This is a genomic window from Paenibacillus polymyxa (genome assembly GCF_001719045.1).
Classification (GTDB): Bacteria; Bacillota; Bacilli; order Paenibacillales; family Paenibacillaceae; genus Paenibacillus; species Paenibacillus polymyxa_B.
In genome coordinates, this window is the sequence record NZ_CP015423.1 from 1,017,953 (window position 1) to 1,040,279 (window position 22,327).

Here is a 22,327-nt window from a genome sequence, read left to right on the forward strand (position 1 = left end):
CTAGAATAAGGCATATTCGTCGTTCAACTTGCGGATGATGTAGTTCACGGTCATGATCAGTACAAAACCGAACAAGGATTGGTACACGCCTGCTGCCGAAGCCATACCCACATCAAAAGTCACTTTCAAGGAACGGTACACATAAGTGTCCAAAATATCCGTCGTATTGTACAGCACCCCATTGTTGCCGATTAATTGATAGAAAAGATCAAATTGTCCTTTCATAATACTACCAAGCGCAAACAACAGCAGCACAACGAATGTCGATTTAAGCATCGGAACGGTAATGTACCAGATTCGTTGAAAAATGTTAGCTCCATCCATTTTAGCTGCCTCATAATATTCGTCACTGATCCCTGTAATTGCTGCCAGATAGATCACCATACTGTAGCCGAGATTTTTCCATAAATAGAACAGGATAATCAGGAAAATCCATACCCATGGTTTGTTGTATACATCCACGCGTTCACCACCAAGTTGCAGCAACAGCGTATTCAGAAAACCATTATCATAATTAAATATGTTATACACGATGACACTTAGAATAACGAAAGAAACAAAATAAGGCAGGAACATCACGGATTGAGCGATCTTTTTAAAGTAGCGGCCTCGCAGCTCATTCAGCAAAATAGCGAGAACAATCGCTAACACGTTGCCGAGTAAAATAAACGCTGCGTTGTATCCGACCGTATTCAATGTCAGTTTTGTCAGCGTGCCGGATTGCCATAGAAAGCGAAAATTTTGGAGTCCGACGAACTTGGCATCAAACAGGCTGGTATTGAAGTCGAACTGGGTAAATGCATAATAAATACCTACCATAGGAATGTAGGAATTAATGAAGAAAAAAATTAAAGTGGGCAACAACATCAAAAATAATACCCGATTGCGGAACAGTTCATAGAAAAAACCGTGTTTTCTACCCGTTCCCAGCCTCTTACCGTTCAGGCGGGAATCCGTTGCAAGCATTGCAGAATTTTTGGGCATAGGCTGATTCAATGTGAGTCACTCCCCCTCTGTATACGTTGTCGACAGCAAGGTTTGTAGCACCGCCGCCGTATAACTGTATTTTATGTAAGCGCATTCAAAATAAAAAGTGAAGCCTCTCATGCTTCATGAACAAAGGAGTGTCCGGAGGAGTGAACAATTCGGATATTTGTGAAGTTTTATGTAATATGAGGCGCCTGATCGACGCCTTGAGCCCAATCACAAAGCATATTTGAACGATCTACTCTATTCCTTTTGTCCACCCTGAAAAGTGGTTTCATCCTGTTTCACCCGAAATCCGATTTTCTTGGCCTGCTCCAGCAGCTCAGCGGCATTATCCTGCGGCTTATATCCGATTAGTTCTTCCAAGTAGCCAATGTCATAATAATTATCCGTATTGGCCGACGTACCGTACAAATTAAGATAGCTTATCTCTGGACGAGCTTCAATACAGCAGACGGTCAGACGGATCATATCGCGCTCGGAGATCCAAATATGAGCGGCGCGCTCCGAATGGGGCCAATCATCCCCAGGAAAATTTCCGATCCGGATATTCATTGAAGATATTTTGCCCTGATCGGCATACAGCCGTCCCAACAGTTCAATGTAACACTTACTCAATCCATAAAAACTGTCTGGTCGGTAGGGATCTTCTACATCTATGCTTTCGCCTACTTTATAAAACCCTGTGGCATGATTGGAACTGGCAAAAACAATGCGCTTTACCTCATTTTTCACCGCAGCTTCATACAACTTGTAGGCTCCGCTAACATTGCCAGACAGCACTTTGCCGAGAAAATCCCCTTCATCCTTGATCCATGCAAAATGCAGTACCGTATCCACTCCACGCGTGAGCTCATCCAGTCGTGCAGCATCATGTATATCCATTTCCACAATCCCTGCCTCTTCATCGTTCTTCACATCAGCAGCGGTTATTTCATATTTACCTTCCGCTTGTAGCCCTTCATACAATACTTTTCCAATTGTACCTGCCGCACCTGTAATCAATAATTTTCGTGCCATCGCCCGCATCTCCCTTCTTAGCTTGGTTGTATGCTGTCATCCATATCATAATTTTAACCAACTCCCCAGGGAGGAAACCCCTTAAACTCTCGAATTCGGTATGTCATAACCCACTTAACTGTGTCACCTGTCGGCATATAAAAAGGGACCCTGCTATTGTGCAAGAGTCCCTTGTTGTTACTTTGTTTCAAATTCTATGTTTCAAGTTCTATCTTTCAATTTCTTTGTTTCAACTACTACGCTCAAGCTTGTCGTACTACTCTCGCTCTGCGATTAACCAAATAAATGCTAAGCCCGATTAAGATTAACCCGATAAGCAGGAAAGCCGTAATCGCTTCGCCCAGCACCAACGAGCTGACAAATACTGAAATCACAGGCACCAAAAACGTATAGGAAGCAACCTTACTGGCATCCCCCGAATTGACCAGCGTGAAATACAGCAGCCAGGATAGTGAAATTCCCAGCACCGTGCCGAATATTAGCCCTGACACATACGGGACATTCCATACGATATCCGACCAGTTTTCCGTCACCGTTCCAGCTCCCGTCAGCACGATGCCTCCCAGTGTACATTGAAATGCAACCAGCCACAGCGAATCGACACGCTGGTTTACCTTTTTCACATATACCGTTCCCAATGCCCAGCTCACGGCTGTAATAATGGCGATGATTACACCTGCCACAGCCACATGCCCTGAAAATCCGCCCACACTGACAGCTGCAACGCCCAAAAATCCGATGATCAATCCAATCACCTTGAGTCTGGACATCGCTTCTCCCAGCCACATCCATGCAAAAATACCGACCAGCACAGGCTGGAGATATACCAGCACAGAAAACAAGCCGGAGGGGACGTACATCAGTCCCACTGTTTGCAGGCCATAAAACAGTACCACGTTAAAAATACCTGAAATAGCATACACCCGCCAATTTTCTTTCCAACGAATGCGATTCCATCTCGGTACTAAAATTGCTCCTAATAGCAGACCGCCCAGCAGTGTACGTAGCCCTGCAAACAACAATGGAGGTGTGAATTCCAATGCCACTTTATAAATGGGCCAAGAAATGCCCCACAATACAACCAGTAGCGCGATCATCATCATCCGCTTGGCTGTCGTTAACTCTCCCATGACGCTATCGCTCCTCTACTGAAAAAAATCACTAGACTTTATATACTACGCCTGCAGAACAACTTTATCAAACAAAAAATATGTATTGGAAAGCTCCACCTTTCATGCCCGCTTGTTCATCGAGGTATGTCTTCGGACAGAGGAATCCAGTCATTTGCCTATGTTACAATATACCAAAAAGACTTATAAAGCTTATAAGGATAGGAGGTTGTCTGCACTTGATTTATATCATCAAATTTTTGTACAGCTTTGTGCTCCCTCCCGGTTTGTTCATCCTCGTGATGGCAGGGCTCGTGATCTGGCTATGGAAAAGGGCACGTATACCTGCGGTCGTACTGCTTCTTGTCACATTGCTGCTGTATGTTTCCTCGACCAATCTGGCTGGAGATTTGTTAATCAGTAGCCTGGAAAAACAGTACCCACAACCCCGTACCGTTCAAGGCGATGTCATTGTCGTGCTTGGGGGCGGAGCCACACAGGGAACCCCCGACATCAATGGACAAGGCAATCTGCTAGGATCTGCAGCCAATCGACTGCTCACTGCGGCCAGATTGCACGAAGCAACAGGCTTACCCATTCTTTTCTCCGGCGGGCAAGTGTTTGGAGACAGTGGTAATGAAGCGAATATTGCGCAAAGGCAGCTGCTAGGACTCGGTATTCCGGCAAAGGATATCTTGATCGAAAACCGTTCTTTGAACACACAGCAAAATGCCGTATATACATCGCAAATTTTAAAAAAACATCAACTCACTAGACCTGTTCTGGTGACCTCCGCTTTCCATATGCCACGTGCTGCACTGGAATTTCAGCGTGCAGGCATGCAGGTCATAGCTTATCCTACCGACTATCTGGCAAGTGAAAAGCTGTCACTGTATGCTGGCAAGTTCTCGCCGTCTGCTGGGGCCATGTCTACAACCGGAACAGCCCTCAAGGAATACCTAGGAATTCTTGCATTAAAGCTTAAATAATGTGATGTCTAATCGTATAGCGGCACATAGCACAAACAAGCGTCTTGCGCTCGCAGGTATAAGCCTGTAAGCTAGCAAGACGCTTGATCTACCCTTACATATTCTAATCCAAGAAAATATCTGATATTTGTTCTTCCGATATGACCTTAAAGCCTTCCTTTTTTAACAAAGCCGAGGTTACCCCGTTACCTGCTATTTTACGATTTTCGAATGACCCATTATATATTGCTGCTGATCCGCAGGACGGGCTGTTTTCTTTTAAAACAACAAGTGTTGCGTTAACCTCTCTGGCTATATTCAAGGCTTCATATGCACCTCTAATGTACATATCGCTAACATCGTTGCCTGAGAACTCGACCACCTTGGCTGTGCCGTTCAGCACATCCTCGCCTGTCCCTCCAACAATCTCAGCAGGCTCTCTCGGAGTCACAAAGCCCCCCAAAAGCTCAGGACAGATCGTCACAGCTTTCTTTTCCTCTACCAACTTTTGAATATGTACATCCAGGCTATCCGTCCCGTTATATCGTACCTTCATGCCCGCCAAACACGAACTTACCAGAATCATTAGCTCCACCTCATTCCATTGCATTCACTATTAAGTAGTTAAAGTATAAACAAATTTTCTAGTAGAGTCATCGTACGAAAATTTTGACTCGCCACTACGTCCGCGTTCCGTAAGGATATTCTTCCAGCTGATGACCTAATCGTAATCATGATCGCGCTTTTCAATTCGTGACTTCCTTATCAGTCCCTATAGGATCGCGGAGAGATACGTCTTTGCATGTTTTTTTCAGGGAACGTAAATGCATCAGGATCTCATTTTCTATACAACGGGCTGCAAATGTTGCCAGCTTGGTGCCTTTCCCGGTCCGAAAGCTTTCAATGTATTCATCCAAAATAACCTGATAAAAACAAGCCGGAGGCGCATATTGGTTTTTTATTTGTTAAGGTTCATCCTGCTCGTAAGTAAGATAAATTCACTCTTGCTATAAGTCATAATTTAAGATATATTATTAATTAAATAATCAGTCATTTAATTAATAAAAGTTTAGTTTAAAGAGAGGGGAATACATTTGGCAAGACCCATCAATGAAGAAAAAAGACTGGAGCGGCGTAAACGTATCCTAGAAGAAGCTGTTGTCCTGTTCGCAGAAAGTGGATATTCTAATACCACAACGGCTATCATTGCGCAGAGTGTGGGAGTGACTCCTGGAACCATTTTTCAATATTTCCCCAGCAAAGAAGCTTTATACTACGCCGCTGTCCTTGAGCCGCTTGCTGATATTCAGGTGAAATCGCTTGCTTGTCTACAACAAGAGGGGACGCCAGGTGTATTGATTAAGAACATGGTGGCAGAACAATTCAACCATATCTACTTCTATATAAATGAATTGCGGCTTGTTCAATCTGTCTTAGGACAACGAATAAGATTCCCTGAACTTACACAGAAGGTCCTTAAAAGTATAAAGGTAATGACAGATGCGATCGAATGCGTCTATGCCAAGGGACAGTTAATGGGAGAATTCAACAAAAGCTTTTCTCCAGCAATGATCTCTCGTGCCTATATCTCTTTCTTAAATGGAGTGGGCTTAACTCTTGGAGAAAGTATTATTCATCATCCCGAGTGGGAAAATCTGAAGGGGCATGCCTTTTATTTGTTCGCCCCCATACAACCTAAAGAAAAACTGGAGGAGTCTGAATGAGTCAGGCATCATTACAACCCGAGCTGACATTTAACGTTCGTGTGAAAAAACGAAAGAAAATTTTATGGAGCCTAGGGATCGTGCTTTTGCTTGTGATGGCTCTTGTATTTTTTATATCTTATAAAGTAGTAGACACCTTGTTGCACCATCCTAGAGACACTAATGTCAGCTACGGATTGAATATCGATAAAACTCCCTACGAAGAGGTCGAGTTCAAGAGCTTGAAAAATGATAATACGATTAGAGGTTCCTTCTTTCCTGCAAGTGGTCTTTCTGGTAAAGCAAGTAATAAGACAATTATTGTCGTCCATGGATATACGAGCAATCGTTTAGTCAAAGGGCGGACCCAAAAGTTAGTAGAGCATTTCGTTCCGAAAGGCTACAATGTATTGGCATTTGACCTCAGCTCACAAGGTAAATCCGATGGTGATTTGATTACACTGGGCTTCAATGAAAAATACGATTTGCTAGGAGCTGTAAGCTATTTAAAATCCAGAGACCATACGGGTCATAAGATTGGAGTTATCGGCTTTTCAATGGGTGCTGCTACTTCTTTGCTAGCCGCAAGTGAAAGTGATGACATCAAAGCCGTAATTGCGGATAGTCCTTTTCGTAATGCTGGTCTATTTTTGAGAGAGGGTTTGCCCTTCTTTTCAGGTTTACCTGCGTTTCCATTTAGTTATACATCGACTTGGATGGCAAATTGGGCCTTTAAGGTTGATCTTGATTCCATATCTCCTATGGATGCGGTAAAAAAGATGCAAGACAAGCCAGTTATGCTCATTCATGGTACTGGAGATCAGCAAATTAGTTATAAAAATACAGAAATTATTTACGAGTCCTTAAAAGATAACCCAAAAGCAGAAGTATGGTACCCGCAAAATACGGAGCACATCGATGCCATCAACCATTACCCCACTGAGTATTTCAAAAGAGTAGATCGCTTTTTGGATGAGTATGTAGGAAAATAAATTCAATTCAAGAGAGCCAACTAGCGAAGGAGCTTGTCCTGACGAAGTATAAACACCCAATAATATCAAGCATTTTTAGCCTGTAGTGTAGAAAACCACTACAGGCTTTTATTTGCGTTTTAAATGAAAACACATAGCAAAATAGTTATTATTTAAGCGAAAAGGAGCAGTTGTTTTTATAAGATAGCCTTAGATAAGAATATTAGATGGGTAGAGGGGGATGCAATTTAAACACGTCTCTGAAAAGAAGCAAGTAATTGAATTATGGAAAAGGCCTAAAAAGGCCCTGTTAAGGGCCTAGCGGCTTCATATATCTCCTTATCCATTACCCCTTCTGCTTGTAAAACTCATGGTACAATTTCATCAGCGCGCGCTTTTCGATTCGTGACACGTACGAGCGCGAAATTCCCAGCTCTCGTGCAATTTCCCGCTGTGTTCGTTCTTCTCCTCCGGCTTCCAGGCCGAAGCGGCCGATCACCACTTCTTTTTCACGCTCATCTAAAATATCCAGGTTGCGATAGATTTTACTTTTCTCAATTTTGAGCTGTACTTTATCTACAATATCATCCGCCTCGGTGCCGAGGATATCAATCAAAGTAATCTCGTTGCCTTCCTTATCAGTCCCTATAGGATCGTGGAGAGATACGTCTTTGCGTGTTTTTTTTAGGGATCGTAAATGCATAAGAATTTCATTTTCTATACAACGGGCTGCAAATGTCGCCAGCTTGGTGCCTTTCCCAGTCTGAAAGCTTTCAATGGCCTTGATCAGTCCGATGGTACCGATGGATATAAGATCCTCCAAATCTTCGCCGGTGTTATCGAATTTTTTCACAATATGGGCCACCAGCCGTAGGTTATGTTCAATGAGTGTGTTACGGGAGTGTGCGTTGCCTTCAGCAAACAGCTTCAGGTGTCGAGCTTCCTCTTTCTCAGTCAATGGCTGCGGAAAGGCGTTGTTTTTCACGTAGGAAACGAGTAGCGTCAATTCCTTGATGAACAGAGCGATAGCGCTAAATAGTCCGGGCACGGATGACACCTCCTGAGGTAATTGCGAACTTACCGGCCTTTGTTACTTACCGGGCTTGCGGTCTGTTTATTGTATGTAGGCAGGTGCCCATCCGTGCCTGTACTCCGAAAACTGCTCCGTAACAATTTGCCAGATACCTTTCTGGAGCAACCTCCGATACTTAAATCGAAACGTAGAGATCTCTTCGACACAAATCAACGCACTCCATATAGACATCTCCCAAATAATAAGTGTATATTTTCATATTCTATCCATTTCCTTTCTCGCACCTCAATTAGTTATTTATATTCTAAACATGCAACTCCCCGCCCGCAAATGAGCTTGCAATTATGATGTTAGACCGCTTAAACACTAGTATGCATTCCATCATCAAGGAATATATTCATAGAGAGTTCCATATAAATGATATAAATCAACCTTTTCAACACATTCAAAAATTAAACTAAAAGGGGAATTTCAACATGGCAAAATTCAGCCAAAATCCAGACAACTATACTTTTTCTGTAGATCCTGTTGTTATAGCAGAGGAAAATGTTTCAACCAACGGGGATTCTAAAAATACTTTTCCGAAAAATGTTTTAGTCGATAATAATCTCTATTGGGAGAGCAGTTTAAGCGGTAGAGGTGGAGAAATCATCTTCAAATTAGATACAGGCAAGACGATCAATGATATTCTTTTAGCTCAGCCATCTTCTCGAGCTTTTATACTTTCATTTTCTTTTCACGGCTCTATTGACGGAGAAAATTGGTTTAGGTTAGGTGAAGTTGAAACTTTGCCAACCACTGCAAAAACAACTTATCAATTTAGTAATGAGATTCCTTTTTCATATTATAAAATAACTGTACTTTCATCCGGCTTGAGTAGTACAACCTCCTATTATGGTATACGATATATTCAGCTTAAAACCGCACTCATTAATGGCGTTCCTGCCTACAGAGCATCCAATATAAACCCCGCTATTGCGGAATAAGTTACTACACACAAAAAAGGGGCTGGCCAATGCCGCCCCTTGATTTATTCTATTTCATTTGAAGCATGTTATAAATCATCTCTGCCGCTTCCGCCCGTGTGACCTCCTGCTTGGCACGGAAGCTACCATCTGGATATCCTTGTACTAAATTAATCTCGGTTAGGCCAAGTACATCCTTTCTGGCCCACTCTACAATTTGAGAGGAATCCGAGTATGCACTGCTTTCTTGCTGTGGAGTAGCTTTGATAATGTTATTCACCATTTTAGCCGCCTGCTCACGGTTAATGATCCGATCTGGGCCAAATTCTCTATTACTAAACCCACGAGCGACCTGATCTTTAATCGCCGTTTTGAGCAGATCAACGTACCACGCCGATGGATTGATATCCTCGAAGCCTAAAGTCACATCCGTTTCGAGCGGTAATTTCAAGGAACGGACCAGCATAGAAGTGAACTCCATACGCGTCACAGGTCTGTTCGGCTCAAATAGCATGTGAGTTGTTCCCTTTACTACACCCAAATCGGCAAGCACATTTATTTTTTCTTTATTAAATACCCGTTCAATGTCGCTAAAATGATTTGGCTTCTTCTCAACGGTTGAATCTTGAATATACTCTGCTTCTAACGATTCCTTTACAACAGGCTGAATCAGTTTTACACTCTCCGCCCCTCCTGCTCCACCCCCTGCGTCCACAGTATTACCCGTTGTTTTTCCATTCGCTTGTTTTGCCTCTGTGCGTTTTCCTTGACTATTTTCTGCCCATAGTTGAACTTTATACAATTGCTTCTCTTTAAGTTCTCTCCAGATATAGCTTCGTTCCTTACCACGATATAGTTCTACTCCTTCACTGGCGAGGACGAAAATATCATTCTCATGGTCTGACTCCCAATGGATGATAAACTCACTATTCGTTGTTTCTGTCTTCGAAAATGCAAACGCTGGAGACGGCAGCGTCTCGACCTGACCTTCTGTCTGCTTACCTTCACCACTTGTGTTCAATGGCTTGACGGTAATACGGTACAATGTAGAACTATCCAATCCATCTACTTTAAATTCATGGGAGGTCGTATGACCGATAAGCCCCCCGTTTTGGTAGACATTGTAAGCATCTGCACCCGGAGCTTCTTTCCACGTAACAACCAAATCGGTATCTGTTACTTCTTTCACAGTCAATCTATTGTCTGGTATTTGACCTGGCAAAGCGCGATGCGTAAAGGGAGTTATATTACCTCTCCCCGTTGTATTCACGGCCTGTATACCAAACGAGTAAATCATACCAGGCTGGATATCTGAAAGCTTAATATGAGTATCTCTGGTGTTAAAAACTTCCCCCGTATCTTTACGGGTTACAGTATATTGATAAGCGCTCTTGATTTCATCCCAGCTCAGCGAAATCTGGCCATCCTCAAGTTCTGTAACATTAACATTTTGTGCTTGAGGAGGAAGTGTCAGCAGCTTACCCAACGCTGGCTGGCTGAAACCACTACTGTTCCCACTGCTCACTTGAAAATCATAGTTTCTCCCACCTGTTAAACCAGATACAACCACACGTGGTTCCGTACTATAATAATCTTGACCGTTGATCGTTACCTTATATTGAGTTGCCCCATCAACCGGGGCCCATATCAACGTGGCATCGTGCTCGCGAACATCTTCAGTTGCAAGTTGCACAGCTGAATCAGGTAGTGTTAATGCGTTGATAGATGTATCTTTACCTGTACCACTTCGATTGTAGGCTCGTATTTTAATATTGGCAGATCTACCCGCAGGCAATCCCTCAAAAGTATATGAATGGATACCACGTGCAACCCGCACCTTCGGTTCATCGTTAACATTCAAGATGTATCCTTCAGCCCCCTGCACATCCTGCCACGCAACACCGATAGCATACACATCCTTCGTCACACTTGATATTGTAGTTACTCGATCAGGTAAAGTGATGACTCCTAGATGGGCATAGTCTCCGAATCCTGTTGCATTTTCAGCGGAAACGTTATAACCATACTCTGTTCCTGCTTGAAGATCAGTATCGGTAAATTCTGTATACACATCGTTATAAACCGAGACTTCGTCACGTTCTAGGGCGTAGTAGGTGGCAGTGATTACAGAATTCCACTTCAAATCGATTCCATCTTCTCTTACAGTTACATTCCGGAATCCGTTCGGGCTGTCTGGTAGGCTTAGAAAAGATACATGCTTTGCTGTACCCTCTCCAGTGTCATTAATAGCTGATACAGAAACATCGTAATATTGACCAGGCTTCATTCCTGTAATTGGATTATACACATCCTGTGTAACGGTATTCCTAAATATGATTTCTCCCGTACTTACGTCCGCTGCTGTAATGTTATATTTGTTAGCTGAGAAAACTGGCGTAAAATCAGCCATGATTTCTGTAGAATGACGAGAGACAGGTTGTAACTGGATATGATCAGGAGCATCAGGTAACGTTAATACATGGACTCGATTGGAATATGCATTGCCTCCTACATGGTTACTGGAACGCACTTCATATTCGTATTGCCGTCCTTCTTGTAGCCCCCTAACTGTAAAAGAATTTGTTGGATGCGTAACATCCCAAACCTCATTAGTTGTTAGATTTCGGACTGTATAAACGTAACCATCATCAAGGCCCGACGGGAGAGTCCACTGCAAATCAGCTTCTGTATTTCGTACGGATGTCGCAGAGAGCACAACCGACTGGGGCTGCTTTTGAATGCGAAGTGCACTGCTGACCGTTTCATAAATGTTACCCACCCTGTCTTTGACCTTGGCATGAACATACCATTCACCTTCATCTGAAAGATCCATCTGGATTGTTGTATCGGCTGCAGTATCCCAGTTTTCGGGTGAATCAGGGCTGTTCGTGATTTTATACTGCATTGTCGACGACTCAATCCCCGAATGCTGATCGGCATATCGTATCCTCACATGAATAGGAGTATCTTTCCATTCACGCGAATCCGGCTTCAGTTGGATCGTCGGTGGTTCCAAATCAATATAAGACATTACGGATACTGGATCACTTCGATTCCCAGCTGCATCTACAGCTTGGGCAGTCACTTTTATGATACCCGAATCCTTTAAAATTCCCAACGAACCGGGCACATAGGTGCTAGAACCCAATTGATATTCATAATGTACTGCTGTAGTATCCGTCGCACCCGATAGAGCAAACTCCACTGGCTTATTGGTATATCGAGTAGGTGTCGTCACCTCGGAAAACGTAACTTTTGGAGGCGTTGGCTGGGTTCGATCAATCATAACCGATTGAGTCACGATTGGACTAGACACGTCGAGATTATTGATCGTCCGTGCTGCTAATTCGTAAGTCCCTTCTGCGTTTAATGTAAAAGTGCCATTGTATGTCCGCCACTCCCCTAATGGACCCAAGCGATACTGTGTCATCTTAATTCCATTTGTAGAGTCACTTCCTGAATCAATGGTAACATTCACATCACGGTTCGTTGGACCTGTTTCACTAGCCCGGATGACAGGAGCAGTCGGTCCCTTTTTATCAATCGTGATTTCTTTGCTTACTTCTTGGCTCACATTACCGACGCTGTCAATGGAGCGTGCATAAACCGTGCTTTTGCCATCTTTATTCACATGAAACACTCCAACATAGCCCTGCCAATCTTGATTCACAACGCCTGTCAAACGAAATTGAGTATGGGCTAGTCCAGAATAATCGTCTGTTCCCGGCTGTAATGAAATGGTGTAGTCATTACTATTTCCCGTTGCGCTTAGGGTGGGTGGAGTTGGAGGCATCTTGTCTATTCGGACATTCCCAGAAGAAAGACCACTATACTGATTATTTACGTCCACCGTCCGGGCATAAATTGTATTTACACCATGTTCATAGACAGTGAAAGGCCCGGTGTATTGCTGAAATGCTCCTCCATTCAGGCTATATTCATAGTATTTTAGTCCTTCAGGAGCCACGTCCCCATTTATCCACACGGTTACAGGTTCTTTGGTCCATCCTGTGATCGCTTGTCCCTCTGTACCTGCATGGATCTGAGGTGGTTTAGGCATTAGGTCCGATTTGGGAATAACACGGATTCCAAACTTGGATATTTCAGCACTTGTCTGTTGGCTATCTCCCACCGCTCTGAAATATCGAACATCTCTTAATGTAATAGAGTCGGTGATATCTAACCATTTTCCCTGATAATATCTATCCGCATAGAATTTCGTTACATTAGTCCATGTATATAAGTTCGTTCCATTAGGCCTCCAACTGTCGCCTGCTGCATTATTAGATGCATATATATCAGTATGATAAGACCCTTCAATGTAAACAAAAATCCTGTAATCCGAAGTCTTAATGGATCTTCCAATATCAATAAAACGATTTGTCGGCTGCGTAGTACCATCACATTTATACCTAGCCGAACCCATGCCAGTATATACTTCCGTTGCTCCTATCCCATTTCCTGACCAAGAACCCCAACTATCGCCTCCACCCGGCAAATTGTTTTGGCAAAAAGGGCCCCCCATGATCTCCTGAGCAGCAGCTGATACCCTTTCCGGAAATATGGGAATCATCGTTAATAGTAGGAATACAGCCAAAAATCCATACACCCATTTCCTATACTTCCTTACCTTTCGCTTATTTTTTCGATACATACACTTCTCCTTACTTTATTTTATTTTCAAAGAGTTTTACAAACTCGCTTCGGGTAAAATAGAAAAAGCACCTCAAACGAAGGCGTTAATGCCTAGGTTTGAGGTGCTTCCTCTATATCACGAGTATGTTTTGAAGCTATTATACTTCGTTCCTAGCAGGATGTAAACAGAACTGACAAATTATTTGAGGATATTAATGAATCTGAACGCCCAAGTTCCGAAAAAAATCTCGTATATTTTGCATGTAAGAATCCTGAGTAGCGGAAGATTCCTTAAGAAGATTTTGCATACTGTTCATAAAAGCAGAAGCTGATGTCGTATCAGCTTTGTCAAACCGATTGTTTAACGGTGTGTTATTTAGCAACTCTGCGTTCTGTCCCGTGCGTTCCTTGTATTTCTCAATCCAATCGGGATGTTGAGGAACCTTTTGCGCAAAATTTAACAGTTGGCTCAGCCCATTTCCTCCACCTTTAATATCATTCATGTACGCCGTATATTTTTGAGGATCGACCTGCTTCATCACTTCTGATAGCTTGACATAATCCTCAGGAGCACCTGACGGACGATCTATTGGAGTCGTGTAGCTAATATCTCCGGTCTCTGGATCAGTGGATCGTGTTAAAGCAATACCAGCGATCTGGTTCATGGTTTCGAGAAATTCTTTGGCCTTGTCGCCTTCCATGTAATGATCAGCAATATACTTGGATTGAGTAACTCCCATCTCCAGCAGCACAGCTCGCTGACTCTCATCCGTTACTGTTCCGTCGACGATAAAATTAGATTGAATCATACTGTACACTGCATTAGACACTTCTTCTGGCTGACCTTCCAAAACCCGGTTTAATGAATCATTAATCTGTGTTGTACCGAAATACTTGGCAGCCTGTGATACAATAGCCCCTTCGGCCAACTGTCTACCAGCTTCACTGATCTCCACGGAGTCTTGAACTACCACTCTGGAGACCTGTTCTTCATGAAGCTGGGGTGGTGGAGCTTGCTTGCTTGTCGGATTGATCCGTAAACTACTCGCATTAAGAATCGCTTGCTGTGCTCTAAGAGGTCCAAAATTCATCCTATTTCCTCCTGTCATGTTTGTAACAGGCAATCTAAGGCGTATGTATAGTGTAATGTGACCCTGTTTCTATATATATCGGACAAAGCATATATGAAATGAATATATGCTTTGTCCCAAAAATGAACAAATATTGAAACGAACTACTTTTGTTTCAATATAAAATACTCAAGCAACAAGTTACCTAAAGTCTTAGCTTAATACCCCGTCCATCAACCACCATAAATACTATAGGCAAAGTGATATACAATATCCGTGTCTATAATCGAAGTACCTGACACCTGAACGGCTACCCCTGATAGATCATAATAGTGTGTAAAACTGATGGCTCCAGACAGGTATTCCGCTATACTTCCAGTGGAAGATGGCAGGGAAAGAGTCACACTAAAGGCTCCATTCTGATCCGTATAAGCTGTGCCTGTACGAGTACGATTCCCGCTGCTTTCAGTCCAGTTCTGATTCAACCATGTCACATCAACAGGCGCATTTGCCACTGGATAACCATCAGTTGTCTTAACTACACCTTTCACGGTAAAATTGCTGCGTTGATTAACCCGATAATGACGACCATATGAGTAGTTCGGATAATCATTAGGGCCATTAGGAGAATCATAGCCGGTAATTTCAATTTTGCCAGCTCGAAGCACCGGCTTCAGTGTAAGTGTGTACAAATGATTGGGTGAATACTGATTGGTTGTGTACACTCGCACATAGTAGGTTCCTGTATTTAAGCTAACATTATGATTCGTTTGTGGCAAAAGCACCATTTGGTTTCCGGTAAGAGCTCCGTAGATTTCCGCTTTGTAGCCATAGCTGTCCGAAACATTGTCAAGCTTTACGTTCAAAGCGTCATAATTGCGGCTGGCAGGGATCGTAACTTGGTACCAGTCGTTATCAATGCCTGAATGAATGGAGCGTGAATTAAGCGACGAACCACCCGTACTAAAGGTAAAGTTATAGGCATGGAAAGCACTCTCATCTGGTTCATATGCATCGTAGCTGGAACTTGTATCGACCGTTAGATAGAAAGGATCACTGATGCTGGAACCCTTTTTGGCATGGACAGCAATCGCATATGCCTTTTCATATCCGGCAGTGTTACGGGTTCCTACGTTTTCAGGAAGTGAGGCAGCACCCTGTTCATAATTGTTAAAATAAGTACCATAGGTGGATGCGTCAATGGCATTAGGATTAATGTCACCTGTCGTCATATCAAACTCATATAAGTATAAGTCATAGTCAAGCTGGGCTGAAAATGGACCATCCAACTGGGACTGCAACAATTCACCAGGCTGCAAATAAATCGGATATAAAAATTGTGTGCCTCCCTCTTGCGTAATCGTACCGGAATACGTAGCAGAAGAAGCTGTGGCTAAAGCAGCCATTGGGCTTACTTTCAGCGAAGAAATGGATTCCCTTTTCAATGAGGTTGTCTCTGGTGTATTGAAGTTGAGATTTTCTTGCATGACATAAACCGAAGACGTAACGCTGTCTGGCTTGTCTGCCCGTGTTAAACGCTTAATCACGTCTCCATTTACAGTTGTTAGCTGAATCTCAGATTCCGCTTTAATCGCTTGATCCGATGCAGCCTCCGTATTTTCACTCGCATTCGCAGTCATTCCGAAAGCAAACAGGAGAATCATGCTTAACATCACTGCAATAGCCTTTTTGAACCTCTTCATACTGAAATCCCCTCTCAAATGGTTTAAGGAATTCCCGCTATCCCCGAATAAACCAGGGCAATTTCTAGGCTGTATGGCTCTATCGTAATACATTATTGGTTCAAATGGAATATACTTCTTAAAATTTTCTTATTTGTAATACGAATGAATAGGTTTAGGTTAATCAACTTAATTTTGACACTATTTTGCCATAAAAATCTTACCATTCTCTTATTTATACGATATAATCAAATAATATGGATAGTTCTTTCTGACTATTAAATGAATCGAATTACCCATAACATACATAAAAAAGGGGAATACAGATGAAAAAACTTAGCGTGTTTATGTTAGTATTATGTTGCTTCTCTATTTTGGCAGCTTGCTCTACCGATCCGGTTAAAAAAGATTTAATTACGTATGTCAATGATGGAATGCTTCCTTTGGCACAAGATGAAAAAGCAGTTACTGATAAGTATGAAGCTGTGACCGGAGATAACTTTACAGATGATGTTACACTATATAATGCTTTAAAAGACGATATCATCCCGGAATACACCAAATTTGTTGATAAGTTAGAAGCTGTAAAGACGGAAACGCCTGAGGTAAGAGCCGTCCACGAAACCTACATCAAAGCCGCTAGTACTCAAAAGGAAGCCTTCATTAAGATGCTCGATGCATTGGATAAACAGGATCTGAACTTAATCAATGAAAGTAACACTAAGCTCAGCGAAGGTAGAAAACTATTCAGAGATTTTGGTGAACAGGTCAACACACTTGCCAAAGAGCATGATGTGGAGATGAATAAGAAATAAATATTAAAACTCCCTTGATGGGAGTTTTTTTATATACTTATGAATATTCGAAGCAAATTACCGCTTTACTTAATTCTTGGTCGTAAAATAAATAGACGGCATCCGCCCCGCACGCTTGAAAATAATATCCGGTGAAAGAACCGATATAGGTAAATGTTTCACCATTGGCACGCTTAGGCACATGAAGCAAGTTAGTTTGCTCGAACTTGAGCATCTCTTCCAAGGATTCGTCATATTCCTTGATGTAACTTTGAGCCTTGTCAGACTGAAAAGCGATATCATCCAAAATTTCGTTAACTTCAGGGAAACTCAGCCCCCAACCGCTGGATTGCTTTTCCTCAAAATCACGGATGAGTTCTTCCACAGACTTTTTGGCCTCTCCAAAGGAGGAATATGGATAAATTTTATTGTTCTCCAGGAAAAATGCTTTGCGAGCTTGGTAGTCTTGTTCATTAGCCATGTACACCTGTTCCAGTCCGTCCAACGCCATGACTTCTCTCTTCATACGTAGGTACGCTTTATCCCCGGTAGATTTCAGCGCTTCATAGGTAGCTTCCAATTGCTCTTTCTGATGGAGACTAAAATAATTCCAGTCTGCTTCGAATTTGTATTTGCCGTCAATGACATCGAAACCCAGCATATCTTCCTTGGTATATGAGGTATGAAATTGCTGAGTATTTTCACCCACACAGCCTTCGTAGATTTCTTTTTCGGAAACAAAATGCAGCCACTCGTCCTGCTCCGGGAATAAAAACTGAAGATTAATCGAGCAAATCGGCAGAAAGTGCTTGCGATGATGTTCAAGATCGCTGGCAAATACATCTTCGTATGCTGGAAAACGTTTGATGAATCTCTCAGGTATGTTCATGGTATCCCCCCTATATTGTATGGTTTTCCGGCAGTCTTCTGATCTGAAATGTTCCTTCAATGGAAATCACGCTATAGAGTTCATCGAATCCTTCCTCGTAGCTCGGGACCTCTAGTTTACTCATTACACTTTTAATACCGATTTCAGGAATATACTCTTTGCCTGTACGCTGCTCATTACGCTTAATAGATTCTGCAAAATCGGGTTCAAAATAGTAGCCAATAATTTTAAATCCCTTATTTTCACAAGCATCTATATATTTCTTCCGTTCTATAACAGTGGCATTTGTATTGTCTACAACAAAGCGCTGCATCGTTTCGATGGAGGCTTGTAGATAAATATTTTCCCTATTCCGTGTTTTAAGCATATCAAGGTTTATTCGCATATGTGTTTTGAAGAAATGTTCTTTATAAAATGTCGACTTGCCCGAAGCCTGAATTCCTATAAAAATGACACACTCCAAATCTACACATCCTTGTCCAAGTATACATATTGGTTAATATAATCTCTATTCTGTGAAAAAATCGGTGTCTCATGATCAACATCCCACTTGCTTCTGACGGCTTCGCCTTTGTTGTACTGTTGTTTGGTAATGCAAATTCCCCGCTTTTGCCAGACCGGAAGATCGTTCCAGTTTAGCTCTTTTTCCACAAAAAGCTTGTCTTGTAGCTGATTTCCGTTCAATCCTTCTAGTTCTGAATGCCTGAAATGGGCTTGAGCTACCATAGAAATGCTATTTTTAGTAGCATCTTGTTGTCTCCATAGGAAGTAGTTTGTAACCTCATCCTGGGGCAAAACCCATGCTCTCGCATCAAAAGTGGCTAAAGGCTGACCTGGGTAAACCTTTTGGATTTCCTCATTAAATTTGGCTGTAGCCAGCGAGGCAGATATGGACACCATCTTTTGAAGATTATTTTCAAACCAGGATTGCGTCGTTAATTTATCATAATTCGTAAGAAGCAGTGAGATTTCGTCGCTCTGATGATACACCAATTTACATCCCATAATGTTATAGGCCAAATATTTACACGTCTCCCATAATGCAAAAATTAGTTTCTCATCAAAAGGTTTCGTCATCCCACGTGTAAAGGTATGAAAATGCGCACCATCAATTCTGATAATTACGGGTAAACGGCGTGGTAGGCTTAATCTATAGGCATTTTCATATTCCTTCATCCTATTTCCAAAATCATTTTTTTTCATAAACTATGTAGGTCCCTTTCCTGATCCGTGATTTGCGCATAGAGTACAACAATGTCTATCTTCCCCAATAGGCGTATATAAGAATTGTAACAAATTGGATTATGCAACGCTAGGAATTAAGCAAAACAAAAAAATCTTAGCAGATGGGCTTGCAGAGTCTTTGTTTTTTTGGTATCTATTCCCCAAATGTTAGGCTATAATATTTCCATCTTTGAATTTATTCCGATATGAAAAGGATGATATATTTGAGCCAAAATCCATCCATTCCGCGCCCGTTAGTCAGGGCTAATCAATGGGTAATTGTTTTATCTGTAGTTTTTACTTGGATTACAGGGGGATATGGGGTGCTAGTTATTCCTCTTATCGCGGGGTTGCTCGGCGTCCTTTTTAACTTCAATCCAGTAATGCGGATAGCCAAGCTTTTCTTGAAGAAAAGCCCCTCCTCATATGTGCAGGAGGACCGAGAACAGCAAAGGTTTAATCAGCTTCTTGCCGTCTTTTTTCTGCTGGTCGCTTGGGTAGGATTTATGCTCCAGTGGAGTATTGTCGCTTATGTATTTTCGGCCATGGTCCTAGTGGCGGCTTTGGTGGCTATCCTTGGTTTTTGCATAGGATGTTTTGTTCTCTACCAATGGTCCCAATATCAATATCGAAGAAGAAAAAACGTGTAAACAGAAAAAACTCTCTATTCATTCATTTCAATTAGGACATCGTTAATTAAATCGAGGGTGTAGCCGAACTCTCCAACAATATGGATGCTATATCGGTTCCGCCTTCTTTTTATTTTGCGGTAATATTATCTTCAAATACAAAAACGGAGATGGCTATATCTTCCTCCACTTTAATATCTGAAAAGAGGTGCAGCAGCCGGGAATCCATGTAATCCTCCAGTTCTTTATTGAAGTGTGTAGGATATATTTTTTGAACCATTTTGGTTCGAGCTGCATGCACCATCTCTTTCCCAGATTCTTCTTGTGCCAGAAACTTTTCAGATGGGGTTAAATTTCCATACAGCATCGTGATGGCCATATTATCTACAAAGGTTGTATGTATGCGCTCCGGGCCTTTCCCAAACAGCTCTTTACGTACTTTTCGAATAATTTCGTTAAAACCCGTTTCCCTTCTCATATCGCACCGCTCTCCTAAAATCTACTAATATCCCTATTACTATATCCATCATAACCGATTCCTCTCCTATAAAACAGAGACTAGCGAAAGTGATTTTTGGAACATGATTTTATCTAAAATTATAAACGTTCATTAATTTTATTTAACATTTCCTCTAAGATTTGCTTCTCCTCTTCGGTCAGGGCTTGAACAATTTCGTCCTCCACCTTTTGAAAAGAGTCACTAAAAGCTTCAATCAATTCAATGGCTTTTGGTAAAACATAAATATTTTTTTGCCGCTCATTATTGGCCGGGATTTTTCGCTCGATGAATCCTTTTTGCTCAAGACCTTGAAGTATGCTTGTAATGCTGGCTCCGCGCAGATGAAACCGATCGGCCAGATCCTTCTGAATTAAATTATTTTCTTGATTCTCGTAGATATATCTAATCATTTTTCCTTGTTGAGCATTTAATCCCAACTCTTTTATGCTCTCGTCCGCTCTTTTCTTTAACTTAAGACCGATAACCTGAAACAAATCCAGAAAAACCGTATCCTTTTGGGTTTCCATAATCATACCTCCTCAAATTATTAGAAGTCTAATTGTCAGTAAATAAACTATATAAATCTCTAAACTGTTTGTCAAATGAAAATCAGTTCATTGACAGTTATAAAACTAATAGTTAGAATTCTAAGTGTTTAAAACTGAACACTAAGGAGGAACGACATGAAGAATGTAACTCAAAGCTCTACGGTAGAAAAAGTTACAGCGATTACGAATGTACGTATTTTCGATGGAGAAAAAGTTATTGAGCCCAGAAATGTTGTCATCCAGGGGGAAACCATTATTTCGGTAGGCGGAGACCTTCCGACGCATGCAACGATCATCGATGGGGAAAATGCGACATTATTGCCTGGCCTGATTGATGCGCATGTCCACACTTCAATCGGTGGGTTACGAGATGCTTTAAAATTCGGCGTCACGACAGAACTCGAAATGAACGGCAGTTTTACAGAAAGAGGGCGCAAGATCCAGTTGAAAAACGTGAATGACGCCGCCGAAGTCCGTTCCGCCGGCACAGCGATCACTGCTCCAGGTGGTCATCCGGATGAATTATTGCAGGATGAGGATGAAATTCCTGAGTTCGTATTAAAGGAATTGGAGAAGTTACCCAAGGAAGACCGGGAAGCTATGCTAGCCGCCTACGCTCACGATCACGAAAAAGTGCCCCAAGTGACGACAGTGGAAGAAGCGATCAAACATGTGCATACCCAAGTGGAGAGTGGCGCCGACTATATTAAAATCATGATTGAAGAAGGGACGGTCTTGGGTGCCCCTGGACTGCCTATTTTAAGCGACGAGATTTTAAAAGCAGCCGTGGCAGAAGCCCATAAGTTCGATAAAATAGTCATAGCTCACGTCTTGACGGCTCATTCTTCGCAAACCGCCATCGATATTGGAGTCGACGGATTGGGTCACTTGTTTCTCGACAGGCCCGAATTCACATCCGAGTTGGTGAAATCCATAGCGGATTCACGCGCGTTTGTTATACCGTGCTTGGTATTGAACTCATCCATTCTGGGGAATCCGGCATCAGAATTGGCGAATGATCCGCGTGTTTATTCCAAATTAAGTCCGGAATGGATCGATATTTTGAACTCAAGCTTTCATACTTTCCCGCAAGGCAATTTGGAGAATAGCTTTAAAAATGTGATGGATCTTCACCGTGCCGGTGTGGATATTCTGGTCGGGACGGATGTCGCCCCCGTTCCTGTTCCCAATCTTGGCGGCCTCGCTCATGGAGCCAGCGTTCATCATGAAATGCAATTGCTGGTTGAGGCCGGATTTACTCCCATAGAAGCGCTTCAGTCGGCTACCGCGAAACCGGCCCGTTGCTTTGGGCTTAACGATCGCGGCTGTATTGCCGAAGGTTCGCTTGCTGACCTTATACTAGTAAACGGTGATCCGACAACCAACATCTCGGATACTTTGTCGATCAAATCCGTATGGTTAAAAGGTGTGCAACAACTATGTTAATCAGAGCCTATCGAACAGGAACAACTTTCTAATCTCATTTGTATGACTTCCATTTTTACTTTCCTGGGATAGCTTAATCTTGTTGCCAACGCAAAAACACCTTCAAGGTTATCTCCATATCTTACGACATGGAGTTTCACTTTGAAGGTGTTTTA

The 22,327-nt window shown here is 42.3% G+C and carries 20 protein-coding genes and 1 pseudogene; 7 read left to right on the forward strand and 14 right to left on the reverse strand.

What is annotated here, in order from left to right; genetic code table 11:
• The 3 genes from AOU00_RS04555 to AOU00_RS04565 all read right to left on the reverse strand — a co-directional run bounded on the left by AOU00_RS04555 (position 1) and on the right by AOU00_RS04565 (position 3,137).
• On the reverse strand, positions 1–996 hold the full coding sequence (locus tag AOU00_RS04555; protein ID WP_069290040.1) for an ABC transporter permease: 996 nt from the start codon (positions 994–996) through the stop codon (positions 1–3).
• Between the two features lie 234 nt (positions 997–1,230).
• A complete protein-coding gene (locus tag AOU00_RS04560; protein ID WP_069290041.1) occupies positions 1,231–2,007 on the reverse strand; it encodes an NAD-dependent epimerase/dehydratase family protein in 777 nt (258 codons plus the stop codon).
• Between the two features lie 242 nt (positions 2,008–2,249).
• A complete protein-coding gene (locus AOU00_RS04565) occupies positions 2,250–3,137 on the reverse strand; it encodes a DMT family transporter (RefSeq protein ID WP_023989546.1) in 888 nt (295 codons plus the stop codon).
• Between the two features lie 218 nt (positions 3,138–3,355).
• Between AOU00_RS04565 and AOU00_RS04570 the strand changes: the two genes are divergently transcribed.
• Complete coding sequence (locus tag AOU00_RS04570; RefSeq protein ID WP_069290042.1) at positions 3,356–4,105, forward strand: YdcF family protein; 750 nt, start codon at positions 3,356–3,358, stop codon at positions 4,103–4,105.
• A 103-nt stretch (positions 4,106–4,208) separates the two neighbouring features.
• Here AOU00_RS04570 and AOU00_RS04575 read toward each other — a convergent pair whose 3' ends face one another.
• Together AOU00_RS04575 and AOU00_RS27445 are read right to left on the reverse strand one after the other, a co-directional pair.
• Positions 4,209–4,670 (reverse strand): 2-thiouracil desulfurase family protein, encoded by a 462-nt coding sequence (locus AOU00_RS04575; RefSeq protein WP_061830393.1) that lies wholly within the window; start codon positions 4,668–4,670, stop codon positions 4,209–4,211.
• A 172-nt stretch (positions 4,671–4,842) separates the two neighbouring features.
• A pseudogene (locus tag AOU00_RS27445) lies at positions 4,843–4,989 on the reverse strand (sigma factor); the annotation flags it as partial.
• A gap of 189 nt (positions 4,990–5,178) precedes the next feature.
• Here AOU00_RS27445 and AOU00_RS04580 point away from each other — a divergent pair.
• Complete coding sequence (locus tag AOU00_RS04580; protein ID WP_069290043.1) at positions 5,179–5,808, forward strand: TetR/AcrR family transcriptional regulator; 630 nt, start codon at positions 5,179–5,181, stop codon at positions 5,806–5,808.
• Positions 5,805–6,779 (forward strand): alpha/beta hydrolase, encoded by a 975-nt coding sequence (locus AOU00_RS04585; RefSeq protein ID WP_069290044.1) that lies wholly within the window; start codon positions 5,805–5,807, stop codon positions 6,777–6,779. Before AOU00_RS04580 ends, AOU00_RS04585 begins: the two co-directional genes overlap by 4 nt.
• A 325-nt stretch (positions 6,780–7,104) precedes the next feature.
• Here AOU00_RS04585 and sigK read toward each other — a convergent pair whose 3' ends face one another.
• On the reverse strand, positions 7,105–7,806 hold the full coding sequence (gene sigK / locus AOU00_RS04590; RefSeq protein WP_013311218.1) for an RNA polymerase sporulation sigma factor SigK: 702 nt from the start codon (positions 7,804–7,806) through the stop codon (positions 7,105–7,107).
• 461 nt (positions 7,807–8,267) lie between these two features.
• On the opposite strand from sigK, the gene AOU00_RS04595 reads away from it, so the two are divergent.
• Positions 8,268–8,777: a discoidin domain-containing protein gene (locus AOU00_RS04595; RefSeq protein WP_061830396.1), complete on the forward strand. Its 510-nt coding sequence runs from the start codon at positions 8,268–8,270 to the stop codon at positions 8,775–8,777.
• A 49-nt stretch (positions 8,778–8,826) separates the two neighbouring features.
• Here AOU00_RS04595 and AOU00_RS04600 read toward each other — a convergent pair whose 3' ends face one another.
• The 3 genes from AOU00_RS04600 to AOU00_RS04610 all read right to left on the reverse strand — a co-directional run bounded on the left by AOU00_RS04600 (position 8,827) and on the right by AOU00_RS04610 (position 16,164).
• On the reverse strand, positions 8,827–13,410 hold the full coding sequence (locus tag AOU00_RS04600) for a fibronectin type III domain-containing protein (RefSeq protein WP_069290045.1): 4,584 nt from the start codon (positions 13,408–13,410) through the stop codon (positions 8,827–8,829).
• Positions 13,411–13,603: 193 nt separating this feature from the next.
• Positions 13,604–14,482, reverse strand: a complete 879-nt coding sequence (locus tag AOU00_RS04605; RefSeq protein ID WP_061830398.1) for a hypothetical protein — start codon at positions 14,480–14,482, stop codon at positions 13,604–13,606.
• Positions 14,483–14,694: 212 nt separating this feature from the next.
• A complete protein-coding gene (locus AOU00_RS04610) occupies positions 14,695–16,164 on the reverse strand; it encodes a hypothetical protein (RefSeq protein WP_069290046.1) in 1,470 nt (489 codons plus the stop codon).
• Positions 16,165–16,469: 305 nt separating this feature from the next.
• On the opposite strand from AOU00_RS04610, the gene AOU00_RS04615 reads away from it, so the two are divergent.
• A complete protein-coding gene (locus AOU00_RS04615; protein ID WP_061830400.1) occupies positions 16,470–16,958 on the forward strand; it encodes a hypothetical protein in 489 nt (162 codons plus the stop codon).
• Between the two features lie 37 nt (positions 16,959–16,995).
• On the opposite strand, the gene AOU00_RS04620 is transcribed toward AOU00_RS04615, so the two are convergent.
• Genes AOU00_RS04620 through AOU00_RS04630 form a run of 3 tightly spaced genes read right to left on the reverse strand, consistent with a single transcriptional unit; the run spans position 16,996 to position 19,029 of the window.
• On the reverse strand, positions 16,996–17,826 hold the full coding sequence (locus tag AOU00_RS04620) for a hypothetical protein (RefSeq protein WP_061830401.1): 831 nt from the start codon (positions 17,824–17,826) through the stop codon (positions 16,996–16,998).
• A 10-nt stretch (positions 17,827–17,836) separates the two neighbouring features.
• Positions 17,837–18,289, reverse strand: a complete 453-nt coding sequence (locus AOU00_RS04625; protein WP_061830402.1) for an AAA family ATPase — start codon at positions 18,287–18,289, stop codon at positions 17,837–17,839.
• Between the two features lie 2 nt (positions 18,290–18,291).
• On the reverse strand, positions 18,292–19,029 hold the full coding sequence (locus AOU00_RS04630) for a tRNA(His) guanylyltransferase Thg1 family protein (protein WP_061830403.1): 738 nt from the start codon (positions 19,027–19,029) through the stop codon (positions 18,292–18,294).
• Positions 19,030–19,265: 236 nt separating this feature from the next.
• Here AOU00_RS04630 and AOU00_RS04635 point away from each other — a divergent pair, with 236 nt between their 5' ends.
• Positions 19,266–19,700: a DUF4395 domain-containing protein gene (locus AOU00_RS04635; RefSeq protein WP_155729733.1), complete on the forward strand. Its 435-nt coding sequence runs from the start codon at positions 19,266–19,268 to the stop codon at positions 19,698–19,700.
• 109 nt (positions 19,701–19,809) lie between these two features.
• Here AOU00_RS04635 and AOU00_RS04640 read toward each other — a convergent pair whose 3' ends face one another.
• Entirely contained in the window at positions 19,810–20,157 is a 348-nt protein-coding gene (locus AOU00_RS04640) for a Na-translocating system protein MpsC family protein (protein WP_013311231.1), read from the reverse strand.
• Positions 20,158–20,276: 119 nt separating this feature from the next.
• Entirely contained in the window at positions 20,277–20,711 is a 435-nt protein-coding gene (locus AOU00_RS04645; RefSeq protein WP_419538109.1) for a MarR family winged helix-turn-helix transcriptional regulator, read from the reverse strand.
• A gap of 150 nt (positions 20,712–20,861) precedes the next feature.
• On the opposite strand from AOU00_RS04645, the gene AOU00_RS04650 reads away from it, so the two are divergent.
• Positions 20,862–22,172, forward strand: a complete 1,311-nt coding sequence (locus AOU00_RS04650; RefSeq protein WP_069290047.1) for an amidohydrolase family protein — start codon at positions 20,862–20,864, stop codon at positions 22,170–22,172.
• Positions 22,173–22,327 lie beyond the last annotated feature (155 nt).

Bases quoted from the DNA above. Each gene is read 5' to 3' on its own strand.
- AOU00_RS04560 (WP_069290041.1), bottom strand. From the start codon at position 2,007: ATGGCACGAAAATTATTGATTACAGGTGCGGCAGGTACAATTGGAAAA.
- AOU00_RS04605 (WP_061830398.1), bottom strand. From the start codon at position 14,482: ATGAATTTTGGACCTCTTAGAGCACAGCAAGCGATTCTTAATGCGAGT.
- AOU00_RS04565 (WP_023989546.1), bottom strand. From the start codon at position 3,137: ATGGGAGAGTTAACGACAGCCAAGCGGATGATGATGATCGCGCTACTG.
- AOU00_RS04575 (WP_061830393.1), bottom strand. From the start codon at position 4,670: ATGATTCTGGTAAGTTCGTGTTTGGCGGGCATGAAGGTACGATATAAC.
- AOU00_RS04640 (WP_013311231.1), bottom strand. From the start codon at position 20,157: ATGAGAAGGGAAACGGGTTTTAACGAAATTATTCGAAAAGTACGTAAA.
- AOU00_RS04620 (WP_061830401.1), bottom strand. From the start codon at position 17,826: ATGAACATACCTGAGAGATTCATCAAACGTTTTCCAGCATACGAAGAT.
- AOU00_RS04630 (WP_061830403.1), bottom strand. From the start codon at position 19,029: ATGAAAAAAAATGATTTTGGAAATAGGATGAAGGAATATGAAAATGCC.
- AOU00_RS04600 (WP_069290045.1), bottom strand. From the start codon at position 13,410: ATGTATCGAAAAAATAAGCGAAAGGTAAGGAAGTATAGGAAATGGGTG.
- AOU00_RS04615 (WP_061830400.1), top strand. From the start codon at position 16,470: ATGAAAAAACTTAGCGTGTTTATGTTAGTATTATGTTGCTTCTCTATT.
- AOU00_RS04610 (WP_069290046.1), bottom strand. From the start codon at position 16,164: ATGAAGAGGTTCAAAAAGGCTATTGCAGTGATGTTAAGCATGATTCTC.
- AOU00_RS04645 (WP_419538109.1), bottom strand. From the start codon at position 20,711: ATGATTATGGAAACCCAAAAGGATACGGTTTTTCTGGATTTGTTTCAG.
- AOU00_RS04585 (WP_069290044.1), top strand. From the start codon at position 5,805: ATGAGTCAGGCATCATTACAACCCGAGCTGACATTTAACGTTCGTGTG.
- AOU00_RS04635 (WP_155729733.1), top strand. From the start codon at position 19,266: ATGATATATTTGAGCCAAAATCCATCCATTCCGCGCCCGTTAGTCAGG.
- AOU00_RS04650 (WP_069290047.1), top strand. From the start codon at position 20,862: ATGAAGAATGTAACTCAAAGCTCTACGGTAGAAAAAGTTACAGCGATT.
- AOU00_RS04595 (WP_061830396.1), top strand. From the start codon at position 8,268: ATGGCAAAATTCAGCCAAAATCCAGACAACTATACTTTTTCTGTAGAT.